Source organism: Meridianimarinicoccus marinus, from assembly GCF_040689105.1.
GTDB lineage: Bacteria > Pseudomonadota > Alphaproteobacteria > Rhodobacterales > Rhodobacteraceae > Meridianimarinicoccus > Meridianimarinicoccus marinus.
In genome coordinates this window covers 1-22,234 of record NZ_JBFBVU010000038.1, presented here as the reverse complement: position 1 = coordinate 22,234, position 22,234 = coordinate 1, and the positions used below count along the sequence as shown (strand labels likewise).

The 22,234-nt window shown below is 60.9% G+C and carries 18 protein-coding genes and 3 pseudogenes; 10 read left to right on the top strand and 11 right to left on the bottom strand.

Translation table 11 applies throughout. The annotated features are described in order from the left end of the window. Nucleotides 1-141: 141 nt before the first annotated feature. The 6 genes and pseudogenes from AB0T83_RS18485 to AB0T83_RS18460 all read right to left on the bottom strand — a co-directional run. Nucleotides 142-387: pseudogene (locus tag AB0T83_RS18485) on the bottom strand (IS21 family transposase); the annotation flags it as partial. Between the two features lie 319 nt (nucleotides 388-706). Continuing rightward, complete coding sequence (locus AB0T83_RS18480) at nucleotides 707-2,218, bottom strand: sugar ABC transporter ATP-binding protein (RefSeq protein ID WP_366194701.1); 1,512 nt, start codon at nucleotides 2,216-2,218, stop codon at nucleotides 707-709. Beyond that, nucleotides 2,215-3,216: an ABC transporter permease gene (locus tag AB0T83_RS18475; protein WP_366194700.1), complete on the bottom strand. Its 1,002-nt coding sequence runs from the start codon at nucleotides 3,214-3,216 to the stop codon at nucleotides 2,215-2,217. Before AB0T83_RS18475 ends, AB0T83_RS18480 begins: the two co-directional genes overlap by 4 nt. A gap of 15 nt (nucleotides 3,217-3,231) precedes the next feature. Continuing rightward, entirely contained in the window at nucleotides 3,232-4,206 is a 975-nt protein-coding gene (locus AB0T83_RS18470; RefSeq protein ID WP_366194699.1) for an ABC transporter permease, read from the bottom strand. A 50-nt stretch (nucleotides 4,207-4,256) separates the two neighbouring features. Beyond that, the gene (locus AB0T83_RS18465; protein WP_366194698.1) at nucleotides 4,257-5,045 is read right to left on the bottom strand and encodes an SDR family NAD(P)-dependent oxidoreductase; all 789 of its coding nucleotides are present in this window, start codon (nucleotides 5,043-5,045) and stop codon (nucleotides 4,257-4,259) included. A gap of 75 nt (nucleotides 5,046-5,120) precedes the next feature. Then, entirely contained in the window at nucleotides 5,121-6,071 is a 951-nt protein-coding gene (locus tag AB0T83_RS18460; RefSeq protein ID WP_366194697.1) for a sugar ABC transporter substrate-binding protein, read from the bottom strand. 302 nt (nucleotides 6,072-6,373) lie between these two features. Between AB0T83_RS18460 and AB0T83_RS18455 the strand changes: the two genes are divergently transcribed. The 7 genes and pseudogenes from AB0T83_RS18455 to AB0T83_RS18425 form a co-directional block, all read left to right on the top strand. Continuing rightward, nucleotides 6,374-8,122 carry an ABC transporter substrate-binding protein gene (locus AB0T83_RS18455; RefSeq protein WP_435891192.1) on the top strand — a complete coding sequence of 583 codons (1,749 nt, stop codon included), beginning with the start codon at nucleotides 6,374-6,376 and terminating at the stop codon, nucleotides 8,120-8,122. Nucleotides 8,123-8,140: 18 nt separating this feature from the next. Then, nucleotides 8,141-8,950 carry an SDR family NAD(P)-dependent oxidoreductase gene (locus tag AB0T83_RS18450; RefSeq protein ID WP_366194696.1) on the top strand — a complete coding sequence of 270 codons (810 nt, stop codon included), beginning with the start codon at nucleotides 8,141-8,143 and terminating at the stop codon, nucleotides 8,948-8,950. A gap of 66 nt (nucleotides 8,951-9,016) precedes the next feature. Continuing rightward, nucleotides 9,017-10,315, top strand: coding sequence for a M24 family metallopeptidase (locus AB0T83_RS18445; RefSeq protein ID WP_366194695.1), 1,299 nt, complete (start codon nucleotides 9,017-9,019; stop codon nucleotides 10,313-10,315). Nucleotides 10,316-10,317: 2 nt separating this feature from the next. Then, complete coding sequence (locus AB0T83_RS18440) at nucleotides 10,318-11,082, top strand: SDR family oxidoreductase (protein ID WP_366194694.1); 765 nt, start codon at nucleotides 10,318-10,320, stop codon at nucleotides 11,080-11,082. A gap of 9 nt (nucleotides 11,083-11,091) precedes the next feature. Beyond that, nucleotides 11,092-11,835, top strand: a complete 744-nt coding sequence (locus AB0T83_RS18435) for an SDR family oxidoreductase (RefSeq protein ID WP_366194693.1) — start codon at nucleotides 11,092-11,094, stop codon at nucleotides 11,833-11,835. Continuing rightward, nucleotides 11,832-12,983 carry an alpha-hydroxy acid oxidase gene (locus tag AB0T83_RS18430; protein ID WP_366194692.1) on the top strand — a complete coding sequence of 384 codons (1,152 nt, stop codon included), beginning with the start codon at nucleotides 11,832-11,834 and terminating at the stop codon, nucleotides 12,981-12,983. The genes AB0T83_RS18435 and AB0T83_RS18430 overlap by 4 nt, the downstream gene beginning before the upstream one ends. Nucleotides 12,984-13,289: 306 nt before the next feature. Then, a pseudogene (locus tag AB0T83_RS18425) lies at nucleotides 13,290-14,135 on the top strand (IS256 family transposase); the annotation flags it as partial. A 6-nt stretch (nucleotides 14,136-14,141) separates the two neighbouring features. Here AB0T83_RS18425 and AB0T83_RS18420 read toward each other — a convergent pair. From AB0T83_RS18420 to AB0T83_RS18410, 3 genes and pseudogenes are all read right to left on the bottom strand, one after another. Beyond that, nucleotides 14,142-14,693 (bottom strand): annotated as a pseudogene (locus AB0T83_RS18420) (tyrosine-type recombinase/integrase); the annotation flags it as partial. A gap of 402 nt (nucleotides 14,694-15,095) precedes the next feature. Further along, a complete protein-coding gene (locus AB0T83_RS18415; RefSeq protein ID WP_366194691.1) occupies nucleotides 15,096-16,577 on the bottom strand; it encodes a sulfatase-like hydrolase/transferase in 1,482 nt (493 codons plus the stop codon). Between the two features lie 12 nt (nucleotides 16,578-16,589). After that, the gene (locus AB0T83_RS18410) at nucleotides 16,590-16,757 is read right to left on the bottom strand and encodes a hypothetical protein (protein ID WP_366194690.1); all 168 of its coding nucleotides are present in this window, start codon (nucleotides 16,755-16,757) and stop codon (nucleotides 16,590-16,592) included. Between the two features lie 1,446 nt (nucleotides 16,758-18,203). Between AB0T83_RS18410 and AB0T83_RS18405 the strand changes: the two genes are divergently transcribed. Together AB0T83_RS18405 and AB0T83_RS18400 are read left to right on the top strand one after the other, a co-directional pair. Continuing rightward, nucleotides 18,204-18,518, top strand: a complete 315-nt coding sequence (locus tag AB0T83_RS18405; RefSeq protein WP_366194689.1) for a putative quinol monooxygenase — start codon at nucleotides 18,204-18,206, stop codon at nucleotides 18,516-18,518. A 46-nt stretch (nucleotides 18,519-18,564) separates the two neighbouring features. Next, nucleotides 18,565-19,533 carry an SMP-30/gluconolactonase/LRE family protein gene (locus tag AB0T83_RS18400; RefSeq protein ID WP_366194688.1) on the top strand — a complete coding sequence of 323 codons (969 nt, stop codon included), beginning with the start codon at nucleotides 18,565-18,567 and terminating at the stop codon, nucleotides 19,531-19,533. A gap of 78 nt (nucleotides 19,534-19,611) precedes the next feature. Here the strand turns inward: AB0T83_RS18400 and AB0T83_RS18395 are convergent, their stop codons facing one another. Next, nucleotides 19,612-20,304 (bottom strand): helix-turn-helix transcriptional regulator, encoded by a 693-nt coding sequence (locus tag AB0T83_RS18395; RefSeq protein ID WP_366194687.1) that lies wholly within the window; start codon nucleotides 20,302-20,304, stop codon nucleotides 19,612-19,614. A gap of 64 nt (nucleotides 20,305-20,368) precedes the next feature. Between AB0T83_RS18395 and AB0T83_RS18390 the strand changes: the two genes are divergently transcribed. Further along, nucleotides 20,369-20,968, top strand: coding sequence for a glutathione S-transferase family protein (locus AB0T83_RS18390; protein ID WP_366194686.1), 600 nt, complete (start codon nucleotides 20,369-20,371; stop codon nucleotides 20,966-20,968). Nucleotides 20,969-21,354: 386 nt separating this feature from the next. Here AB0T83_RS18390 and AB0T83_RS18385 read toward each other — a convergent pair whose 3' ends face one another. Then, nucleotides 21,355-22,146, bottom strand: a complete 792-nt coding sequence (locus AB0T83_RS18385; protein WP_366194685.1) for a tyrosine-type recombinase/integrase — start codon at nucleotides 22,144-22,146, stop codon at nucleotides 21,355-21,357. Nucleotides 22,147-22,234 lie beyond the last annotated feature (88 nt).

Here is a 22,234-nt window from a genome sequence, read left to right as displayed (position 1 = left end):
TCTACGCTGCACTGCAAAGATCAGACATGGCCGCGTAACTAAGACAAATCAGCCTCCGGCAAACCCGGTGCGGTTCATTTCCCCTGGTCCACGCTGTCTTTTCTTCTCAGCATGGACCAGCGGTCGGGTACACAAATGATCGGACACTCTGTCACGCGTCGGCCGACGGACATTCTCGGCCAGCATCGCGTCCAGTTCGGAACGCCAGGGATCGATCTTCGGACGGGGTCGCTTCGTGCGGTCATAGCTGAACGCGGTGGCGCGCGACTGGATGACCTTGCGAACCGTAGTCCGCGACGCGCGAAGTTCTCGGCAAATCTGCATGATCGGCTTGCCGTCGATGAAATACGCACGCCTGATCCTCGCAACAGTTTCCACGATCAACATACCCTTACTGCTCCCTCATGCTTTTGAGGAAGCATCTGATCACAACCACCAGGCTGTCACTTTTGGACGCCGATCACCCCAATAACAGGGTCAATTTTTGCACGCCGTTTCACAGATCACCCTCTAAGCGCGGCAGAGCAGCGAGCCCGGACGCCTACGATCATCCGACCGATCCCGTGGTCCAGTTTGTCTCCGGGATTCACAGGCGTCCGGATTGGGCGCCGACAGCCGTCTGAGAGATACAGTTGCCAATTTCAGGTGATTGGTTTGTTTGTATTCGGCTGACCCATCCGTCGAAGAGCTGAAAGGCCGCGACGCGTCACGCGGCCTGACCAGACTTGATCCCGGAAATGGCCTGAATGAGGTTGTCTTCGCTGACTTCATCGGATGTGAAAGTGCGCATGATCCGGCCCGAATACATGGCAACGATCCGGTCGGAGACATGGAGCACCTCGGGCATCTCCGAGCTGATCACCATCACCGCGTAGCCCTGCGCCGCGAGTTCGCGCAGCAGTTTGTGGATTTCCGACTTGCTGCCGACGTCGATGCCGCGTGTGGGTTCATCCACGATCAGCACGGAAGGATGCATGGACAGCCACTTGCCGATGACGATCTTCTGCTGGTTGCCTCCGGACAGGTTGCCTGCCTGCTGCTTCCAGCTGGGCGTTCGAATGTCCAGCCGCTCGCGGTACAGGTCGAAGATCGCGATCTCGGCCCCTTCGGCCACGAACGGGCCGGCCTTCAGATCATCAATTTGCGGCAAAGTCATGTTGTCCCGGCAATTCATGCCCAGAACCAGACCCTGGCCCTTGCGATCCTCGGGAACGAGGCTGATGCCCCGCGCGATGGCATCGGCTGGGGAATGAATGCGAACCTCCTCTCCATCCAGAAGGACCTGGCCGGAGGAGGGGTCGCGCAGACCGAACAGCGTTTCCGCGATTTCGGTCCGGCCTGCGCCGACAAGCCCGTAAAACCCAACGACTTCTCCGCGGCGGACCTCGAAACTCACATCCTGGTAAAGCTTGCCGCAACTCAGGCCGCGGACTTCAAGCGCGACATCGCCCAGGTCGTGATGCGAGGCGTTGCGGCTGAGATCGAGCTTGCGGCCAATCATCATCTGGGTGACGGCTTCCTCATCCGTCTCGGCGGTGGCGACCGTACCCTGGTACTGGCCGTCCCGCAGGATCGAGATCCGGTCGGTTATCTTGAAGATCTCTTCCATCCGGTGGGAAATGTAGATGATCCCGACGCCTTCCGCCTTGAGGTCGGCAATCACGTCGAAGAGCACGACCTTTTCTGCGTCCGTCAGGGAGGCGGTGGGTTCGTCGAAAATCACCGCCTTGGCGTCGACAGTCAGCGCACGCGCGATTTCCACCATCTGTTGGTTCGCGATCGACAGATCCCCGACACGGGTCTTGGCATCAAAGCCGACATTCAGCTTCTTCAGGATCGCGTTGGTTTGTTCGCTCAACCGGGCCCAATTGACCCGACCAAGGCTTTTGCGCGGCAGCTCCCCCAGATAGATGTTTTCCGCCACGCTCAGCTCTTCGGCGAGACTCAGTTCCTGGTGGATGAACACGATGCCCATGGCCTTTGCCTCAAGCGGGCCGGACATGGTGACCTTGTCCGTCCCCATGAAGATGCTGCCGCCATCGGGTTGGTGGATCCCGCCAAGCACCTTCATCAGGGTGGATTTCCCGGCGCCGTTTTCGCCCATCAGCGCATGCACTTCGCCGGGCATGACAGAGAAGGAAACACCGTCGAGCGCCCGCACCCCGGGAAAGGTCTTGACGATATTGTCGAGGTGCAGAATGGGTTTCGTGTCGGTCATACCTTCAACTCCTCTTTGCCTTTGACGTTCAGCTGTCGATCCAGGAACAGGACGGCGATCAGGATAAGACCGATGACAAGATTCACGGTCGACGTATCCGCGCCGATATGGCCCAGACCCTTGCGCAACAGCTGGATCGCGATAACGCCGCCGAAAGTACCGATGACACTGCCCGCGCCACCGGTGATCTTGGTGCCGCCCAGAACGACGGCTGTAATGACCCAAAGCTCGTAGAGCTGGCCATCGTTCGGATTTACCGAGCCGCTTTCCGAATAGAACACCACCGCCGAAAGGGCTGCCAGAAAGCCGATGATCGCGAAGTTGATCATCATGTGCGGGCCGACCCGGATGCCCGCATTGACCGCCGCCTCTCGATTGTCTCCGATGGCATAGGCGTTGCGGCCATGCACAGTCTTGGCCATCACGAACCAGATCACCAGGGTGACCGCCAGCAGGAACCACGAGGCCGTGGCCAGTCCCAGAAACTCCGCCTCGGCGAAATCGACCAGTGTCCAGTTCAGGTGGCTTGTCGGGTTTTCGCCGTTGAACATGAAGACAATGCCCCGGAACCCAAGCATCGATCCCAGCGTGACGATGAAGGCATCCACCCCGGTCTTCCACACGATCAGCCCGTTCAGCGCGCCAAGCAAGGTGCCCACCGCCAGCGCCAGCAGCCAGGCCACCGGGATCACCCAGTCACCAAGGCCCGCAAAGATCGGCCACGTCATGCTGTCCAGCAGGACAATGGCGGCAATGGCAAAGGTCGCACCGACGGACAGGTCGATGTTGCCGTTCACCATGACGATGGTCATGCCCATCGCGATGATCCCGATGGGCGCCGACTGTTTGAGCAACAGCAGCATGTTGTCGTAGTCCATGAAGGCCTTGTCAGAGAGCGAAAGGTATTCACCCGCGACGCTGAAGAAGATCAGCTCGAGCGCGATAAATCCCCAGATTGCGCCGTTTTTCAGCGCTTTGGACAGTGCACCTGGTTGCATGGTTTTCACTCCCGTTTACGCGATTGGCGACCAAAGCTTGCCGCGCTTGGCTGCAATATCGAGCCAGACAGCAAGGATGATGATGACCCAGGTCACGACGAACTGGACATAGAACTGCAGCCCCAGCAGCAGCAGGCCGTTCTGTATGAACCCAAGGATCAGCACGCCGATGACGGTCTTGAAGATCGTGCCGGAACCGCCCAGAAGCGAGGCGCCACCCAGGATAACGGCGGCGAGCACCTCGAGCTCCAGCCCCTGGCCAACGGTGTTCTGCGACCCGAGCGAGCGGCTGGCCTGGATGAGGCCCGCCGTCGCCACGCAAGTTGCGGAAATCAGGTAGCACGAGAACACCGTCCGCGCCCGCCGGATGCCCGAGAAGGTGGCCGCCGTGCCGTTGCCGCCAACCGCATAGACCTTGCGCCCGAAGGCTGTCTTTGTCAGCACGATGCCAAGCAGCGCGGCGAGGGCCGCGAATATCAGGATCGGCACCGGAATCCCAAGAGCCGTGCCCTGACCGAAGATGCTGAACCACGTCCCGTCCTTGTCGGCGATATCCATGTTCTGACCACCGGAATAGGTCAGTGTCAGCCCGTGAATCGCGGACAACATGCCCAAGGTCACGATCAGGGAATTGAGACGCAGATAGCCCACCAGAAAGCCGATGAACGCCCCGAGACACAGGGTCATGGCGAACATCGCCGGTATGGCCAGGGTGGGGCCGATCTTGTCGTGAAGGTCCAGGACCACGATTGTGGAAAAGGACATCATCGAGCCAACGGACAGGTCCAGATTGCCGCTGATGACCACGAATGTCACGCCAAGCGCCATGACCCCCAGAATGGCCGATGACCGCACCACGCTGAAGACGTTGTCGACCGACAGGAACTTGGGATTGGCAAGGGTAAAGGCGATCATGAAGACGGCAAAGGCAATCAGGATCCCCTGCTTGGCCAGAACGCTTCCGATCTGCTGTTTGGTCACTGTAGCCATGATCCCTCCCTATGGTCGCTGGCGGTCTGTGTTGTCTTCGAAAAGGTCTCTCAAACCAGGGTCATGCCCCCATCGATCATGACGATCTGACCCGTCATGTAATCGCTGTCACATGAGGCCAGGAAAGTTGTTGTTCCCGTGATGTCCTGGGGTGTCGCCACGCGGCCCTTCAGGATTTCAGCCGAGAACTCTTCCATCGCCTGTCCCGGTCGTTCGGCCGCACCGATCTTCATCAGGTCCTGGTCGACCTGTTCCCACATCTCGGTGGCGACCACGCCGGGCGCAAAGCCGGTTACGGTGATATCATGTTTGGCCAGGTCGCGCGCAGCGGACTGGGTCAGCGCGACCACGGCGAATTTCGACGCGCAATAGGGCGCGACATTGTCAAACCCCTGGCGGCTGGCGATAGAGGCCGTGTTGATGATCTTGCCGCCTGTGCCCTGCGCAATCATCTGGCGCGCGGCCTCCTGCATGCCGATCATGCAACCCAGCCCGTTGACGCCCATGATGAAATTCCAGTTGTCCTCGGTAACATCCATGAAGTTCATCGGCTTGTTCACACCGGCATTGTTGAACTTCACGTCAAGGCGGCCGAAGGCTTCGACGGTGTGGGCGATCATGGTCCGGACCTGTTCGCGCTGCGTCACATCGACGGCAACCGAGGTCACGCGCCCGTCATGCCGACTGCGGTTGCCATCGGCCACCTCGGCAATCTTGTCACCGTTGATATCGGCGAAACACACCTTGGCACCTTCCTCCAGAAGCGCCTCGCCAATGGCACGTCCAATCCCTTGCGCTGCGCCTGTCACGATGCAGACGCGGTCAGAAACACGTCCCATACCGGGTCCCCCGAATGATCTTGTGAAAAGGGTCTGCGAAGTGCGGTCCTGCCGCACTCCGCACAAGGCGCGGTCCTAGAAGACCGGCTTGGTGAAATCGCCCATGTTGTCCTGGGTGATCTTCGGCGTGTCGAAGTAGTTCAGGAACGGCACGTCCTCGCCGCTCAGGATGTCGATCGCCGTCTTCAGCGCCGCTTCAGCATCGTCGACCGGCGACTGGTAGATCGACCCCCAATAGTCGCCGGCAGCCATGGCTTCGTAGCCAACGGAAAAGTTGGTGGCACCCACGAAGATGATCCCGTCGCGGCCCGCAGCCTTGGCCGCGTTCAATGCGCCAACGCCCATGTTGTCGTCGCCCGCATAGACGCCGTCGATATCGTCATACTTGACGAGGAATGCTTCCATGACCTGCTGCGACTTTTCGCGGTTCCAGTCGCCCGGTTGCGTATCGACCACTGTTACCTCGGGGCACACTTCGGGAAGGCGATCTTCAAACCCCTTGGCGCGTTCGATGGCGGTCGTGTAGCCCGGTTGGCCGGTGATGTGGACGACCTGCGCCTCGTTCTCGATGCCCATGTCCTTGAACTTGTCGCACATGATTTCCGCCGCCCGCGCGCCCTGCGTGATGTTGTCGGGGCCCGAGAAGGACTTGACGAAATCAAAGCCGGCTTCCGCGATGTTCGAGTTGGTCACGACCACCGGGATGCCTGCCTGGAAAGCCTTGCGGACCGCGGGGATCACGGCCTCGCCGTTCGTTGGCCAGATGATGATGGCATCGACGCCCTGCTGGATCAGATCTTCCATTTGTGCGATCTGGCGGGCCACGTCTCCGCCCGCATCCAGAACGACGGCATCAACATCGGGATTGGCCTCGGCTGCCGCAATGAACGCCTTTTCATAGGTCGTCTGGTAGCTGTCCACGCCGACGTTGTTCTGCGTGATGCCGATTTTCATGGTTTCGGCCGATGCGGTTCCCGTCAGAGCCACAACGGCGGTGGATGCTGCAAGGATATGGCGAAGTTTCATTTGGGTCTCCTCCCGAATGGTAACGGTGCTTCTTGTTCTCCCTGACGCCCGTCCTGGGCGCCAAACATCCCGCGGCGCACCGAGGGATCTCCCTGCACTATGACGATCCTGCCCCCTTCTGCCTGCACCGAATATATCCATTTCAGATACAAAATTATCCGTTTCGGATAGCCTTGCGGTATGTCTGGACCGTCTGTTTGGCCATTAAGGGAGGGCAATTCGTGAAAGAACCAACTTCATCCATATCCGATAAATCTGAAGCTCGGCGGATGCGTCATACAGCGGAGGGCCATGAAGGCAGCATGAACGCCATGACCAGACATAACCAAGGTATCCCGGTTTCACCTCAGGTGCAGACCGAAATGCTTGCGGTTCTGTCTTTTCTGAACGAGTTCAGCGATGAACTTGAAGATGCCTTGGACATCCTCGCGCCCAACGCTCATCTGCGCATGGCACTGCATCTGTTGCAGGGACATTTCGAAGCAAGAACGATCACGCCGACCTCCTTGATCAGCGCAAGCCGCGTGCCCTACGCCACCGCACACCGGCGCATGCAGGATATGGTGGACGATGGCCTGATCGAAATGCGCCCCCGGACCAAAACCGGCAAGAGCTTTTCCTTGCATCCCAGCGAAAAGCTGTTGTCGCAATGGATGCAGCTTTCCAGCCGGCTGCGCCGCCTGGCCGAAAGCCGCTTTGGTGGAGGGATCAAAGGGCAGGGCGCGCGCGATTACTATTTCGGCGGCAGTTACGCCGATGCGCAACCCATCCCGCCGCTGCACGTGCGCAAGGAACCCCTGAAGGTCCCGGGAGGCATTCGGGTTCTGGTCCATGGCGATCCGACGTTCATGGTGATGGACAATCTCAAGCGACAATTCGAGCAGGTCATCGGCACGGAAATCAGCCAACGCGCCTTTTCCATCGATCGCCTGCGCGGAGAAGCATTGCGAAACGCCCAACGCGATGCCAGCCGGTATGACATTATCGCGGTGGACCTGCCCTGGATCGGAGAGTTTGCCGAAAAAGGTGTTCTGACACCTCTCGACCAGGTCATGGACCTGGCACGGCTCGACCCCGCCGATTTCCATACCGCGGGCTGGAAGGCGGCCCATTGGGGTGACCGCGCCTATGGAGTCCCGGCGCAAACGACGCCCGAACTTCTGTTCTATCGCCGCGACCTGTTTGCCGAAGCCGGGTTGGAGCCTCCCGCAACGACCGACGCCTTGCTGCTTGCCGCACGCGCGCTGCACCGGCCGCGGCGCGGGCGCTATGGCATCGCCTGGAATGCTGCGCGCGGAACCGCTCTGGGCCACTCGGTATTGATGACGATCGCCGATTTTGGCCAGCCGATCCTGAACCTACCCAAAATCGCCGGGGGCTTCGACACGAGCCAACTTGCCGATGGCGACTACCGGGCGACAATTGATACCGAGGCGGGTTTGCAGGCCGCCGAGTTCCTGATGGAGCTTCTGGACTACTCGCCCCCCGGTATTCTTTCGATGTCGTGGTACGAACGCATTCGTCCCTACGCCTCCGGCAAGGTCGCAATGGCTTTTGGCTATACCCTGCTGGCCCCGTATTTCGAACTCGACGAAAACTCGCCAGCGTTCGGGCAAACCGGCTATCTGCCGCACCCGGCCGGACCCGGAGCCAGTCCGGTGGCACCGGTTGGCGGATATGTCATGGGCATTCCGGCCAACCTTGCTCCGGAGCGGGTGCCCGCTGCGGTCGAGGCCCTGACCGTTTTCACTTCGCCTGAAGCACAGAAGCTCTACGTGCAGAACGGCAGCCGGACCAACCCACGCTATTCCGTCGCTTCAGACCCGGACGTTCGCCGCGCGTCTTCGATCTTCGAGGCCGTGGATACCATGTCCTGGCGCGACGAGTTGCAGTTCTGGCCGCGCCCGCCCGTGCCCGAGATCTGCGGCATCATCGAGATCTGCGGCGAAGAATTCCACGACATGCTGCGCGGGATCACAACCCCTCGCGAAGCCTTGCGCAAGGCGCAGGAGAGGGCCGACGCGCTGATTTCACCCAACCGAACACCGTGACACTGAGGAGGAAAGACAATGGATCCCAATCGCCTGAAGGGTAAAAATATTCTGATCACAGGTGCCGGTCGCGGCATGGGTGCAGCCAATGCCGAGGCCTTCGCCGCGCAGGGTGCGAATGTGTGCCTTGGGGATCTTGATCTGGACGAGGCAAGGAAAGTCGCCGAAGCGATCAACGCCGCAGGCAATGGCAAGGCGGTCGCCGTCCGGATGGATGTGACAAAGCGCGAAGACAACGCGAGCGCCGTGGCCGCCACGGTCGAGGCCTTCGGATCGATCAATGTCGGGCTCTTCAATGCGGGCCTGAACAAACCCCGGTTCTTCATGGATATCGATGAAGACAATTGGGACATGATCATGAACGTCAACACCAAGGCGATGTGGCTTGGCATGCAGGAAACCGCCCGACAGATGATCGCCCAGGGCCCGATGGAAGACCACCCCTACAAGTTGATCAACGTGGGGTCCATTGCGTCTCGCAAGCCGCTGGTGGACGTGACCGTCTATTGCACGTCGAAATACGGCTGCCTTGCGCTGACCCATTGTGGTGCGATCGGCCTTTCCGAGCACAACATCACCGTCAATGGCTACGCCCCCGGCGTCGTGGTGACGCCGCTGTGGGAACAACTCGACAAGGATCTGGTCGATATCGGCTTCAAGGAGCGGGAAGGCCAGGCCTATGACGACATCGTCCGCGACGCGCTTCAGATCAAACGCGTATCGTATCCAAAGGATATCGTCGGAACGGCGTCTTTTCTGGCCAGTAGCGACAGCGACTACATGACCGGCCAGATGATCCACGTCGATGGTGGCTGGTGCATCCAGTAACCCACCGCCTGCCAAGTTTTTCCAACCCATGAACGGGTGCCTGTGTGGTGCCCGAAGGAGCATCCTATGTCCCGCGCACTTTTGCCCAACCTGTTGACGCCGAAAGATCTGGAACCCAATTGGGAATGGCGTGATCGCCTTCCGGCCTGGGGCCATACCTCGGTGGATTTCGAACGCCGCATCGATCACGACCGTCTGCGCCGCTATCGTCTGGCGCGCACGCGGCAGGCGCTTCAGGCCTCGCCGGCGGGCACGCTGTTGCTGTTTGACGTGAACAACATCCGCTATGTCTCGGCGACCAAGATCGGGGAATGGGAACGGGACAAGATGTGCCGGTTCTGTCTTCTGACCGGCGATGACAGCCCCTATGTCTGGGACTTCGGCAGCGCCGCGATCCACCACCAGCGCTATTCCGACTGGCTGGAGCCCGACCATTGCCTTGCCGGTGTTGTGGGCATGCGCGGCACCATCCCGCCTGAATTCGGGCTGATGAAGAAATACGCCAAGCAGATCGCCGGCCTGATCCGCGATGCCGGGATGGGCGACATGCCGGTGGGCGTTGACTATGCCGAAACCGCGATGTTCCACGCGTTGCAGGAAGAAGGCCTGCACGTCATCGACGGCCAGCAGATCATGCTGGCAGCGCGCGAGATCAAGAACTGGGACGAAATCCAGTTGCTGACGCAAGCCGCCGCCATGGTCGATGGTGTCTACCACATGATCTACGAAGAACTGAAACCGGGCGTACGCGAAAGCGATATCGTCGCCCTGTCCAACAAGATGCTCTACGAAATGGGCAGCGACGATGTCGAGGCGATCAACGCCATCTCCGGCGAACGCTGCAACCCGCATCCCCACAACTTCACAGACCGGCTGATCCGGCCCGGTGATCAGGCGTTCTTCGACATCCTGCAAAGCTATCAGGGCTATCGGACATGCTATTACAGAACCTTCAACGTCGGCAGGGCCACGCCGGCCCAAAACGATGCCTATGTGAAGGCGCGCGAGTGGATCGATGCCTCGATCGCCATGATCAAGCCCGGCGTCAGCACCGACAAGGTCGCCGCCGTCTGGCCCAAGGCTGAGGACTTCGGGTTCCCGAACGAGGATGCGGCCTTCGGTCTGCAATTCGGTCACGGACTTGGGCTGGCCCTGCACGAACGGCCCATCATCAGCCGCGCCGTCAGCATGGAACATCCGATGGAGATCCAGACCGGCATGGTCTTCGCGCTGGAGACCTATTGCCCCGCGGCGGATGGCTATTCCGCGGCGCGGATCGAGGAAGAGGTGGTTGTAACCGAGACCGGCTGCGAAGTGATCTCGCTCTTCCCGGCCGAGGATCTGCCCATCGCAAATCGGTACTGACGATGGCAAGTCCGTTCGATCTGACAGGCCGCAAGGCGCTGGTCACCGGCGGCGCGACAGGCATCGGCGAGGGCATCGCCCTTGCCCTCGCCGAAGCCGGTGCCGATGTGGCGCTGACCTATCGCAGCCACCAGCCGGAGGGCACACTGGGCGCGATCCGGGAGAGGGGGCGCGAGGCCGCTGCTGTTCAGGCTGACTTTGTCGGTATGGACGAGACCGGCGCGGCAGACGTCATCCGCTTTGCGTCGAATGCGCTTGGCGGGCTGGATATCCTCGTCAACAACGCCGGCATCATCCACCGCGAGGAGTCGCTGGACATGCCGCTGGCCGATTGGCGACAGGTTCTGTCCGTCAATCTCGATTCCGTCTGGCTGCTGAGCCAGGCTGCGGGGCGGCAGATGGTGGCGCAGGGATCGGGCAGGATCGTGATCGTGTCCTCGGTGCTGGGCACGCAGGGTGGGCTGAAGGTGCCCGCCTATGCTGCCAGCAAGCACGCGGTGCTCGGCTTGACGCGCGCGCTTTGCAACGAATGGGCCGGGCTCGGCGTGAATGTCAACGCCATCGCGCCCGGCTATACCGCGACCGACAACACGCAGGCGCTGCGGGACGATCCTGATCGGACACGCGCGCTGCTGGACCGCATCCCCGCGGGTCGTTTCGCCGAACCGCACGAGATTGCCGCCTCCGCTGTTTTCCTCGCGTCCGATGCTGCCGCTTATTGTCATGGCAGCGTGGTGACCGTGGACGGCGGCTGGCTTGCCCGCTGAGAGGACATCATGGACCCTGCACTTCACGGAAAGACCGCCCTCGTCACCGCCGCCGGCAACGGGATTGGACGCGCCTCGGCCGAGGCTTTGGCACGTTTGGGCGCCAATGTCATTGCCACGGATATCCAGGGAGAGGCAGTTGAAGTTGTTGCCTCCGGTTCTGAAAGGATTTCGGCGCACAGGCTTGATGTGCTGGACGCAACGGCAGTGGCCGCCTTGATCAGGAACGCGCCTTCGATAGACATCCTGGTGAATTGCGCAGGCTGGGTGCATGACGGGTCGATCCTCGATTGCGATGACACGGCTTGGGACCGGTCCTTCGATCTGAACGCAAAGGCCATGTTCCGGCTGACCAAGGCGGTTCTGCCCGCCATGCTGACGCAGAAATCCGGATCGATCATCAATATCGCCTCCATCGTCTCCAGCCTGAAAGGCGCGCCGCGACGGTTCGCATACGGAGCGTCAAAGGCGGCGATCATTGGTATGACCAAGGCCATAGCCGCCGATTTCGTCAAGGATGGCATCCGCTGCAACGCAATCTGTCCCGGCACGGTCGAAAGCCCGTCGCTGCGGGAGCGGCTCGCGGCCACCGGAGACTTCGACAAGGCGCTTGCCGATTTCAGGGCGCGACAGCCCATGGGGCGGCTGGGCACACCCGAGGAAATCGCCGCGATGGTCTGCTATCTTGCGGGCGACCTGTCCGCCTTCACGACCGGGCAGGCTTTTGCCATCGATGGCGGGTGGTCGACGTGACGCGGCTTGATCGCGCCGCTTCGATCGACGACCTGCGGGCAATGGCCAAGCGCCGGATCCCCCGCTTTGCCTTCGATCTTGTGGATGGCGGCGCGGAATCCGAACGCAACCTCCGGCGCAATGGCCAGGCCTTCGAAGAGGTGGAACTGACACCCCGTTACATGGTCGATGTCTCAAGGATCGACACGCGCGTCACGATCTTCGGCCAGACGTTCGACCAGCCGTTCGGATTGGCCCCCATCGGGATGCTCAACGCCTTCTGGCCCGACGCCGACCTCACGCTGGCCCGGCTTTGCAAGCGCGAGAATGTTCCCTACGTCGCCAGTTCCGCCGCCTCAACCACTCTGGAACGTCTGGCCGAGGCCGCCGACGGCAACGGCTGGTTCCAGCTCTATGTCTCAAGCGACGCGGCGGTGACCGAAGGGCTGATCGCGCGCGCGGATTCCGCAGGATATCCGGTGATGATGGTGACTGCCGACGTGCCCGCCGCAGGCAAGCGCGACCGCGACATCCGCAACCAGTTGAGTGTCCCATTCCGGCTTACACCCGACGTCCTGGTGCAACTGATCGCCAATCCCACCTGGACATTCAACAGCCTTCGGCATGGAAAGCCTGGTATCGCCAACTATGCCGATCTGCTCCAGAATGCCACGTCCTATGCTGACGTGCAAAAGACCCTGATCACCCCCAGCCTGACCTGGGATCTTCTGAAGCAGCTGCGCGACCGCTGGAAAGGCACCCTGGTGGTGAAAGGCATCCTGCACGCCGACGACGCCATCAGATGTGCCGAGATCGGCTGTGATGCTGTTGTGGTTTCAAACCATGGCGGGCGTCAGGTTGCCTTCGGACCGCCAACGATCGAAGCCTTGCCACCGATTGCCGAGGCGGTGGGCGACAGGGTGAAGATCCTGCTGGACAGCGGCATACGTCGCGGCGCCGACCTGCTGCGGGCCAAAGCGCTTGGAGCTGACTTCGCGTTTGCCGGTCGGGCCCTGGCATACGGCGTGGGCGCAGGCGCCGCCGAGGGCGCAGCCCGTGCCATGGACATTCTCAAACTGGAACTCGAACGTGCGCTCGGACAACTGGGGGCGTCGTCATACAATGCCGTCGGGCCGTCTTTCCTGACAGGGCCCGCGTCAGGCAGATAGAGGTACATGTGCCTCGGTGATCCAATCGAAAATCATAGATCCCTGACTCAAAGCTGATTTTGGAAACGACCGAACGCATCCTGAGGGCGGATCGGTCCGGATTTCGCCTCCATCCACTTCAGCGGAACCAGGATGTCGTGGCCAGTGATCTGACTTATGGGATAGCCGCCGTCCGTTCGGCTTGGTTAGTGTCCGAGCACGTGGTGTAATTTCATCGGCGGTGCCGGTGTAATCCTGGGTGGCCATCGAGGTGTATGGTCGAGGTGGAGTTTCGACGCTTCAACCACGAACCACACGGAGACCCCGATGACCAAGGCCAACATGGACCTTTCCGAGCTTCTCGCAAGGCAAGACGGAGGCGACTTCCTGCGCTCCGTCGCCGAGGCCGTTCTGCAGTTGATCATGGAGGCCGATGTCGATGGGCTGATCGGTGCGGGCAAGCACGAGCGGGCCGATCAACGCACGACGTGGCGAAACGGGTTTCGGGAGCGCGCTCTCGATACCCGTTTGGGCACGCTCAATCTCAAGGTTCCGAAGTTGCGGCAGGGCAGCTACTTCCCGGGCTTTCTGGAACCACGCAAGACCTCGGAGAAGGCGCTCGTGGCCGTGATCCAGGAAGCGTGGATCGGCGGTGTCTTGACCCGCCGCGTCGATGAGTTGGCGCAGGCGATGGGGCTGTCGGGCATCTCGAAGAGCACCGTGTCCAAGCTGTGCAAGGAATGAGCCATTGGAACGCCATTGGTCCGAGAGACAATGGCGAATGATGAACGCGTGAACGCGTTCCTGAACCGGCCCCTGGTTGGCGAATGGCCCTATGTCTGGTTGGACGCGACCTACCTGAAGGTGCGGCAGGGCGGGCGGATCGTCAGCGTCGCCGCAACAATCGCCGTTGCCGCCAACACCGATGGGCGACGCGAGATCATTGGCCTGGGGCTTGGTCCTTCGGAAGCCGAGACCTTCTGGATGGACTTCCTGCGCGGTCTCAAGGCGCGTGGGCTCGACGGCACCAAGTTGGCAATCTCCGATGCCCACAGCGGCCTCAGGGCGGCCATCGAACGGGTCTTCGAGGCAACCTGGCAGCGGTGCCGTGTTCATTGGATGCGCAACGCTCTGGCACATGTCTCGCGCGGCCAGCACACGGTGGTCGCCGCACGCGCCATGCGCCAACAGCAGTTGGACTGCCCGCAGGTTGCCCGTCTTCTTGTAGATTTGCGTCTCCTTCGTGCGCCGCATCGAATGCGTACCGTAGGCGCTCGCCTCCATGCCAATGGATTTCACCCATTCACGGACAACTCGCGCATACTGGCGGGTCGAAATGTGTAGACGTTCGTGAAAACGCCCAGGCCAGAGGTGCTCGGATCCAACCATTAGCGGCTCCCGCATCCACCTTGCGAGCGAAGCACGGGTGCCTTCAGAGATTTCGAAACACACGGGTTTCTGCGTCTTGCTTTGCAAGACCGACGCGCGCTCCTTGATCTGGCCTGACGCCATGACGTCGACCACCTTCATCGTCACCAGATCGCAACCGCGTAGCTTGCTGTCGATGGCGAGGTTGAAGAGCGCCAGGTCGCGGTGGGTCTTGGCCAGTTCAAGCCGAACGCGGATCGCCCAGACGTGTTTGGGTTTGAGCGGTCGCTTCTGGCCGACGATGCGGCCCTTGTTCCAAGCCTGGCGAAACGCGCGAATGGCCGGTAAGTTTGGTGTTTCCATGACGGATGCTCCGATCCGCCACGCCCTTCCACAACGACAACCCGACGTTGACCATGGCAGCATATCACATGATACCGCACCGCATTCGAGGTCTGGTTCGAGCCCCGATTGGACTGATGCTGCGGTCGGCGCGAACTGGGAGTTTGCCGATTAGCCGCCATTTGCTGCGGGTGCCGCATGCTGACGCCCCCCCATCCCGCAACCGACGGAATTGACACAAACCCGACACTCGTGGCGGCTCACAAAATGGTCGCCCAAAAAAGATTGGCCAGTCGTTCACCTTGGTTGTCCCGGCAGGCCCCTTCGTGCTCTGAGCCGAGGTTCACCACGTTGGCGACCCTCGGCCCAAACACTAGGTGTCACAGCACCAGCCGATTAGTACTCACCCGCCATTGGCCGCGTCTACTCGTCCTGCCAGCTGGCAAAAGTCTTGCGCGCCAACTCGCTCTCGGGGCGGAGGTTCTCGATGCCGCCGTAGGGTTCGTCCTTGCCAATCGGGCGATGCGGATATTTCGCAATCATCTTCGCATGGCGCTTGGCCATGTCCTGGAAGGAGGCCCCGGACCAAAGTGACTGGCCGATGTCGGAATAGGTCTCTCGAGGATCGCGCAGGATGTTGAAGACCGGCGCCGCGGCCCCGGGCACACCCGGTGCGGGCATGTGCATTTTGAACTCCTGCTTCACGATCGAGCGCAGGACCGGCCCTTCGTAAATGTAGACATAGTCGCGGCGCGAGTTCCCTTCGCCTTCCAGCAACAATGCCGTCTGGTCCACACCGTCGATCACCCGGTCGCGCGGGATGTACTCGGTGCCACCGGCGATGCGGGCCAATGTGGTGTAGAGGTCGGAGACGTGGACGATATCGCCTGCATAGCTGCCACCTTCGATGGCTTGCGGCCACCGCACGAAGGCATCCACACGCACGCCGCCTTCCAGGTGTTCGGCCTTGCCGCCCCGGTAGATCAGCTCGATCATCCCTGAATTGGGTGAGTACTGCTTGAAAATGCCGTTGTCGGCCATGACCACGACAAGCGTGTTCTCGGAGATCCCAAGCTCGTCGACCTTCGACATGAGATCGCCGACCCACTCATCCAACAGTTCCATCTTGTCGGCCATGAAGCCGCCGTTGCGGGATCTCTGTTGATCACTGTAGGTGAAATTGAGCGGATAGAGCGGCCAGTACTGTAGGAAGAAGGGCTCCTCTTCGCCTGCGAGACGCTCCAGCTGTTCCAGCGCCTGACGCTGGTAGGTCTCGTTCATCCGCTCGTAGTGGTCTTGCGTCCATTCCTCGCCGGCCTCAAGTCCCACTTCACGCGCTTGCTCCCCCGCCTTTGCCTCAAGCCCGGTAACAAGGCCATAGGGTTTGAACCGCTGGTCGATCGCGAACTCACTGGACTGGGTCGAGGGATGCCAGCCGTTCAGATTGCCCGCCTGCGCAGCCTCCGGGGTCATCAGGCTCAGTTGCACCTGCTGGTGCACCGGGAAAAACGCGACATCGAAGCCTTGATTGTGGGGAAAGGATTCCTCGATATCCCCCTGATGCCACTTGCCGACGTGGGCCGTGTTGTATCCCGACAGCTTGAGCACTTCGGCTATTGTAACCGCTTCACCGGCCAGGCCGTCGCCCACCAGGGCGACCTTTACTTCTTCCTGCCCAGCCCGGACCGGGTGGCTTCCTGTCAGGAACGCGGTGCGGGTCGGCGTGCAGGAAGGTTCCGTATACATGCGCATCAATGCGAGGCTTTCGGACGCGAAATCATTGATGTTCGGCGTGTCGAAACCGGCCACGTAGTTCATCGCCCTGTTGCCCATCAGACCGAAGCTGACATCATCGATCAGTACATAGAGGATATTCGGAGGCTTCCCGTTGTTGGCGTCCCGCAACTCTGCCAGACGTTAATCGATCCGAATGTCCTGCGCGGCCCATTCATCGCCAAACTGGGCACTCAGGAAATTGAACTCCCCGTCGTGAATGATTGGGCTATCCTGAGCCGCGGCCGCGGCCGCAGCCGCAGCCGCCGACGCGGCGATCAGCGCGCCAAACACGCCTGTAGTGAACTTCATTGGTTTCCCCTTCGCTGAACCAAGCCTCCAACACCAGGTCGTTGATCGGGAGGATCAAGTTTCGACTTTTTCCGTCGGCAACGACCAGGACGCCGCACTGCCTTTCCAATCGCCTTGCTTCAATGTCCGCTGTTCGGTCGGACGTTCTTGATTACCAATGCTGTACCAGCGAAGTCACTCAGGCGGTCCAACGACGGCAGTACGCAGTTTGTTGATGTTAGTGAAGGCGGGTCGAAGGTCGCTTTGGTCCGCCCTGCGGATCTTCGACGGACGGAAATGCTGCGTGATGCACGAATGGCAGGTCTGGTGAAGCTGAACCGCAGCGCCATCTGCCCCAGCGAAAGACGGATCAGGACCGTTCGTGTCGGGCGAATTGCTGTGTGGCGGGTTGATGCTGCGCTGCATCCGAGGTCGGCTACCGAGCCCTTTTTCCTGCATGCTGCGTGCTACTCCAGCGGCGGAAAAGCCGACTGTACGGTCATCCGATTGTTTCAGTCGGATAGAGGGATCGCCTTGAACGATGCTTTGTCATCATGTTGCGGTCGAGGGCATAGTTTCTGGTAGGTCGAACGCGATGGCGCAGCTTTTCTGGAAGGTCTTCTGCGCACCCGGATTCCTGGTTCTCTGGGTTCTCTATATGTTTCCGAGCGAGTGGGGAATGAAGAGAAACGTTGTGCAAACAGGGAGGCAGTGGAAGGCAAGGAGTATACTTGCGCCCCTAATCTCGTCGGCAATCTACAGTGTAATTCTGGTCAGCTTGTTCAGTCCCATTCTTGAATTGTCATAGGTTCGAGCACCGTTGATGTTCCGATGGCGCAGGCTCTACCGTTGCTCTCGTACATCTATCGAACGCGTCACCGCGCTATTAGGGGCAAAGTGCGCAATGCGCAGGAAGCGGATGCTCCCCGCAGAGAGGTGAATGGCGGCAACGTCCGCTTCAGGGATGCTGCGCCGCAGCATCATTTGGCACAGCCAATGCCCGCTCTGGGCCGATCATGCCGGTTCCGCCGAAGGGAGCAATCACCCCGGCTCGCAGAAGCAGGATCATGGTGGGGCGGCGAATGCTGTTGACGAACCGGCGCTGATCCGCTCCTTGGCCGGATCGACGGGGTCGGGCTGCAGGTGTTTGCCATGGGATCACTGCCCGCTGACTGCCCGCACTGGCGAAGAATGAATACCAAATATCATCGTGACCCCACACACGTCCCCGCGCGAGCCGGACCGGGAAGGCCGGCCAGTAATCTGATCCCGGGGAACGAAGTGCGGTTCCTGTGTGGGGGAGCGTTTCTCAACGAGGTGACGCAGTCAAATCTCAACATGCGTGCAGGGCAATGAGAGTACGGAAGGTCCGCTCCCTGGATCGGGCAGGTTGACCAAACGTTGTTTTCGAAAGTTCGAGGCGATACCGTTCGGGCAAATATCGGATCCACTGAAGGAATATCGGCAATGTCCACCGTTCATGTCCTGGCCATCATCACCACAAAGCTCGGTCAACGCGAGGCGGTGTTGGAAAAATTTAACGCCAATGTCCCGGCCGTGTTGGCCGAAGATGGCTGCATTGCCTATGAGGCGACGATCGATGCTGATGGCGCGGGACCGATCCAGACCCCTGCAGGTGTCGACACCTTTGTCGTTGTCGAAAAATGGGCCAGCCTTGAAGCCCTCGCAGCGCATGGGGCGTCTGCGCACATGAAGGCCTATGCCGAGAGCACGAAGGACATGGTGGCGGACCGTGTGATCCACGTCTTGTCGCCAAGCTGAGACCATCGCCGGGGATACATGAATACCAGTTCCAGGAGCCATCCGGATGAGTGAAGAAAAACTGTTCCTAAACGGGTGGGAGCCGGCGACGCGCTATCCCGATCCGGCCGTGCAATCGTTGGATCCGGCATTCGACAAGTACCGCTTGCGTTTGGCCGCTGTCGAAAGATTGGCGACCGGGATGCGTTGGGCAGAAGGGCCCGTCTGGTTCGGCGATGCCCGTCACCTCCTGTGGAGCGATATTCCCAACAACAGGGTCCTGCGATGGTGCGAAGAAACCGGGCAGGTCAGTGAATTCAGGGCTCCATCGAATTTCGAAAACGGCCATACGCGTGATCGGCTGGGTCGCCTTCTGTCCTGTGAACATGGAGGACGACGCATCACCCGGACCGAGTATGACGGGACAATCACCACGTTGATGGACAGTTTCGAGGGCAAGCGGCTGAACTCGCCGAACGACCTCATCGTAAAATCCGATGGGACTGTCTGGTTCTCGGACCCGCTCTTCGGGATCCTGGGAAACTACGAGGGCCACAGATCCGGGTCGGAGCGTGGGGAAAGCGTCTACTGCCTCGATCCGGAGACCGGTGCGGCATGCGTCGTGGCCGAAGGGATCGGCGGACCGAATGGCCTGTGCTTCTCGCCAGACGAAAGCATTCTCTACATCATAGAATCCCGTGGCGTGCCCCATCACAAGATCCTGGCCTTCGATGTCGGCAAGGATGGCCGCTCATTGTCCAACAGACGGGTGTTGATCGACGCCGCTGGCGGCACACCCGATGGAATGCGCTGCGATATCGACGGCAACCTGTGGTGTGGCTGGGGCATGGGAGATCCCGATCTGGACGGGGTCATGGTCTTCGCGCCGGATGGAAAGCCAATCGGCCGCATCGCCTTGCCGGAGCGCTGCGCGAACCTCTGCTTTGGCGGACGCGCCAACAGCCGCCTGTTCATGGCCGCCTCCCAATCCATCTACGCGCTCTACGTGAACGTGGCGGGCGTCGCCGGCGGTTGAGGGCATGAATAACGTCAACAGGGCGTCGCTGCATGGCGCCAACGGCGGCCCCCTGTTCGGGTCGGTTGAACCTACGCTTTAGCTGACGCCCTGCGCGCGGCGCGCCGCATAATCGCGCAGCAAAGACACACGCCGCGGTCTGAAGCTGTGCCCATTGAGACGGGCCTGTTCGATCCCCGAGGCGTGGAAGACGCGCCAGTCCTGCCGCAGGCAGCACCAGACCAGCACCATCAGCGTTCCGTCCGAATAGCTAATGCCCAGTGGCCAGACCTCGCGCTCGGTGAGCCGGCCCTTGAGGTCGCGATATGAGACATCGAGCGCCAGTTCCTCCCAGCAGGCGCGACGCAGAAGCGACATGTCCACTTTCATTTCAACGCGCGCAGGCGGCGGACGGAAGCTGCGCAAGACAGTGTGCATGGCTTGCCGCGCCTGCCCGTCGGGCAGCGTGGCGATGATCCGGGAAAGAGCCGACTGGCCGGCCTCCTCCAGGTCCGCATCGCCCGTCTGGTGCAATTCTCCGACGGCGAGGACCAGCGCCTCGATCTCCAGCCGGGAGAAACTCTGCGGTGGCAAGGCAGGGTCCTCGGTCAGCCGGTAGCCCACCCCGGCCTCGCCATCGATCAGGGCACCGCCTGCGCGCAGCGTGGCAATGTCGCGGTAAAGCTGGCGCCGCGAGACGCCCGTCTCCGCCGCCAACCGCGCGGCCGTGGTCGGTGCCGGCAGGCGGCGCAGCGAGTCAATCAGGCGCATGAGGCGGTCAGTCCGAGCCATGCTGACGGATTCTGTCAGCACCCTGCGGCTAAAGCAAGGCATCACACAGTTTCAGGAGCCCCCCATGCCGACACTCTACCACGCACCAAACTCCCGCTCGACCTCCATCCTTGTCCTGATCGAGGAGATGGGCATCGCCGACCGCATCGACGTGATTGACGTCACGGTCGCCCGACAGGATGGCAGTGGCGGGCCGGACCCGCGCAATCCGCATCCCGAAGGCAAGGTGCCCTATCTGACCGACGGCGAGGACCATGTGCGCGAGCGCGGTGCCATCGTCGCCTATCTGACGGACAAGTTCCCTGAAGCGGGGCTCGGTCGACCTGTCGGGCACCCGCAGCGCGGCGCATACCTGAGCTGGCTGTTCTATTATCAGGGCGTGATGGAGCCGGTGCTGGTCCTTGACTGGGCGAAGATCGATCATCCCGTGCTGCACGCGACGTTCTGCGACCTGCAAGCCGCAATCGCCCGCCTGTCCGAAGCGCTGGACGGCCAGCCCTACCTTCTCGGAGATGAGTACTCGGCGGTCGACCTGCTTCTCTCGAGTCCCTTCCATTGGCTCCCGGACGCGATGCCGAAAGACCTCTCCATCCAGGCCTGGGTAAAGCGCTGCGCCAATCGTCCGGCATTGAAGGCCGTCACAGAACGGGAGGGTGCGAAATAGCAAGAACCGTTCGGGGCGTTGATCCGACACGTTTTGGCTGGGAAGCGGCTTTCCGGACAGATAGACATCCGATTGCCCGAGATCATCGCGAACTTTGTCCCGCACAAGGTGCGTTCTGCCTCCCGAGATGTTTGGGTGCGCGGCGAAAGTCAGCAGTGACCGGCTGCGCCGCAGAATAAGCAATGGGTGTCAGACGGCAGCTTAGGGCCGGGATTTCATCTACCGTTTCATGTTCTCGCGCCCGCAGGTCATGCCGAAAAAGGGCCGCAGCGCCATGATCTTGGCATATCTCTTTCTCGGCAGCGAAATGACGGCGTCTGAACACCGCCATGAAATGCCGCCCCTCCGGGCATCGCCAACTTTCGCGCGTTTCTCGCCACAGGCGTTCACTCGACAACAGCCGCCGACTCCATCTCTTCCTCTCGTCTGCGGATCAGGGCCTTGGCGCGTTTGAATTCGGGCGTGCCGGGCGCCAATTCGTGCAGACAGTACCGCAGCATCAGATCCTTTTCGTCGTCGGAGCTGCCTTGTTGCGCTGTGAGATCGCCGAGGATCCGCATTCGGTCTGTCTCGGTCATTTTCCCATAGTAGGTTTCGGTGGTGACCAGGCTGTCATGGCCAAGGTTCAGCGACCAGGCCTTCAGCGCTTTGGAGGTTGTGCATATGCGATCTCCAAGCGCTTTGAGGCAGTGACGAGCGGCGTGCGGCGTATAGTGGTTTCCCGTTCCCGAACAGGCCTGCTGGAAGGCGCGCGTTATCGGATCGGTCGTCAGCAGGATGGGGATGTTCTCATGGTCCCCTAGCGGCGCCGTCAGATACTTCCCGGCAGGAAAGAGCGCATCGTCAGGACCGAAGCCAAGCGCCGAAATCTCTTCCTTCCAGGCGACCACGCAATGCGCAAAGCTCTCGGGCATGGGAAACCAGCGAACCGTGAAGCTCTTGCCGTTCTTGGCGTGCATTTCCCGGCCGTCCTGAACAGCCATCCTGGCTTCGGTGTCCAGATGCTTCAGCTTCATGGAAAGCAACGCGGCGGCCCGCAACCCGGTCAGGAAGGCACAAGCCACGATTGCCTTGTTGCGGCGTTGGAGCCGGGTCACTCCGGGCATCGAAGAGATCATGTCCTCGGCTTCGTCAATCGTCGGATACTCCTTCATTGGGGGCGGCAGGGCTTTGGCCATCTGCTTGCGGGGATGCCACGTTCCGGCTCGAGGCCAGGCACCGGTTGTCCTGTCCCTTGGTTGAGGCATTGCACGCTTGGCTGCGCGC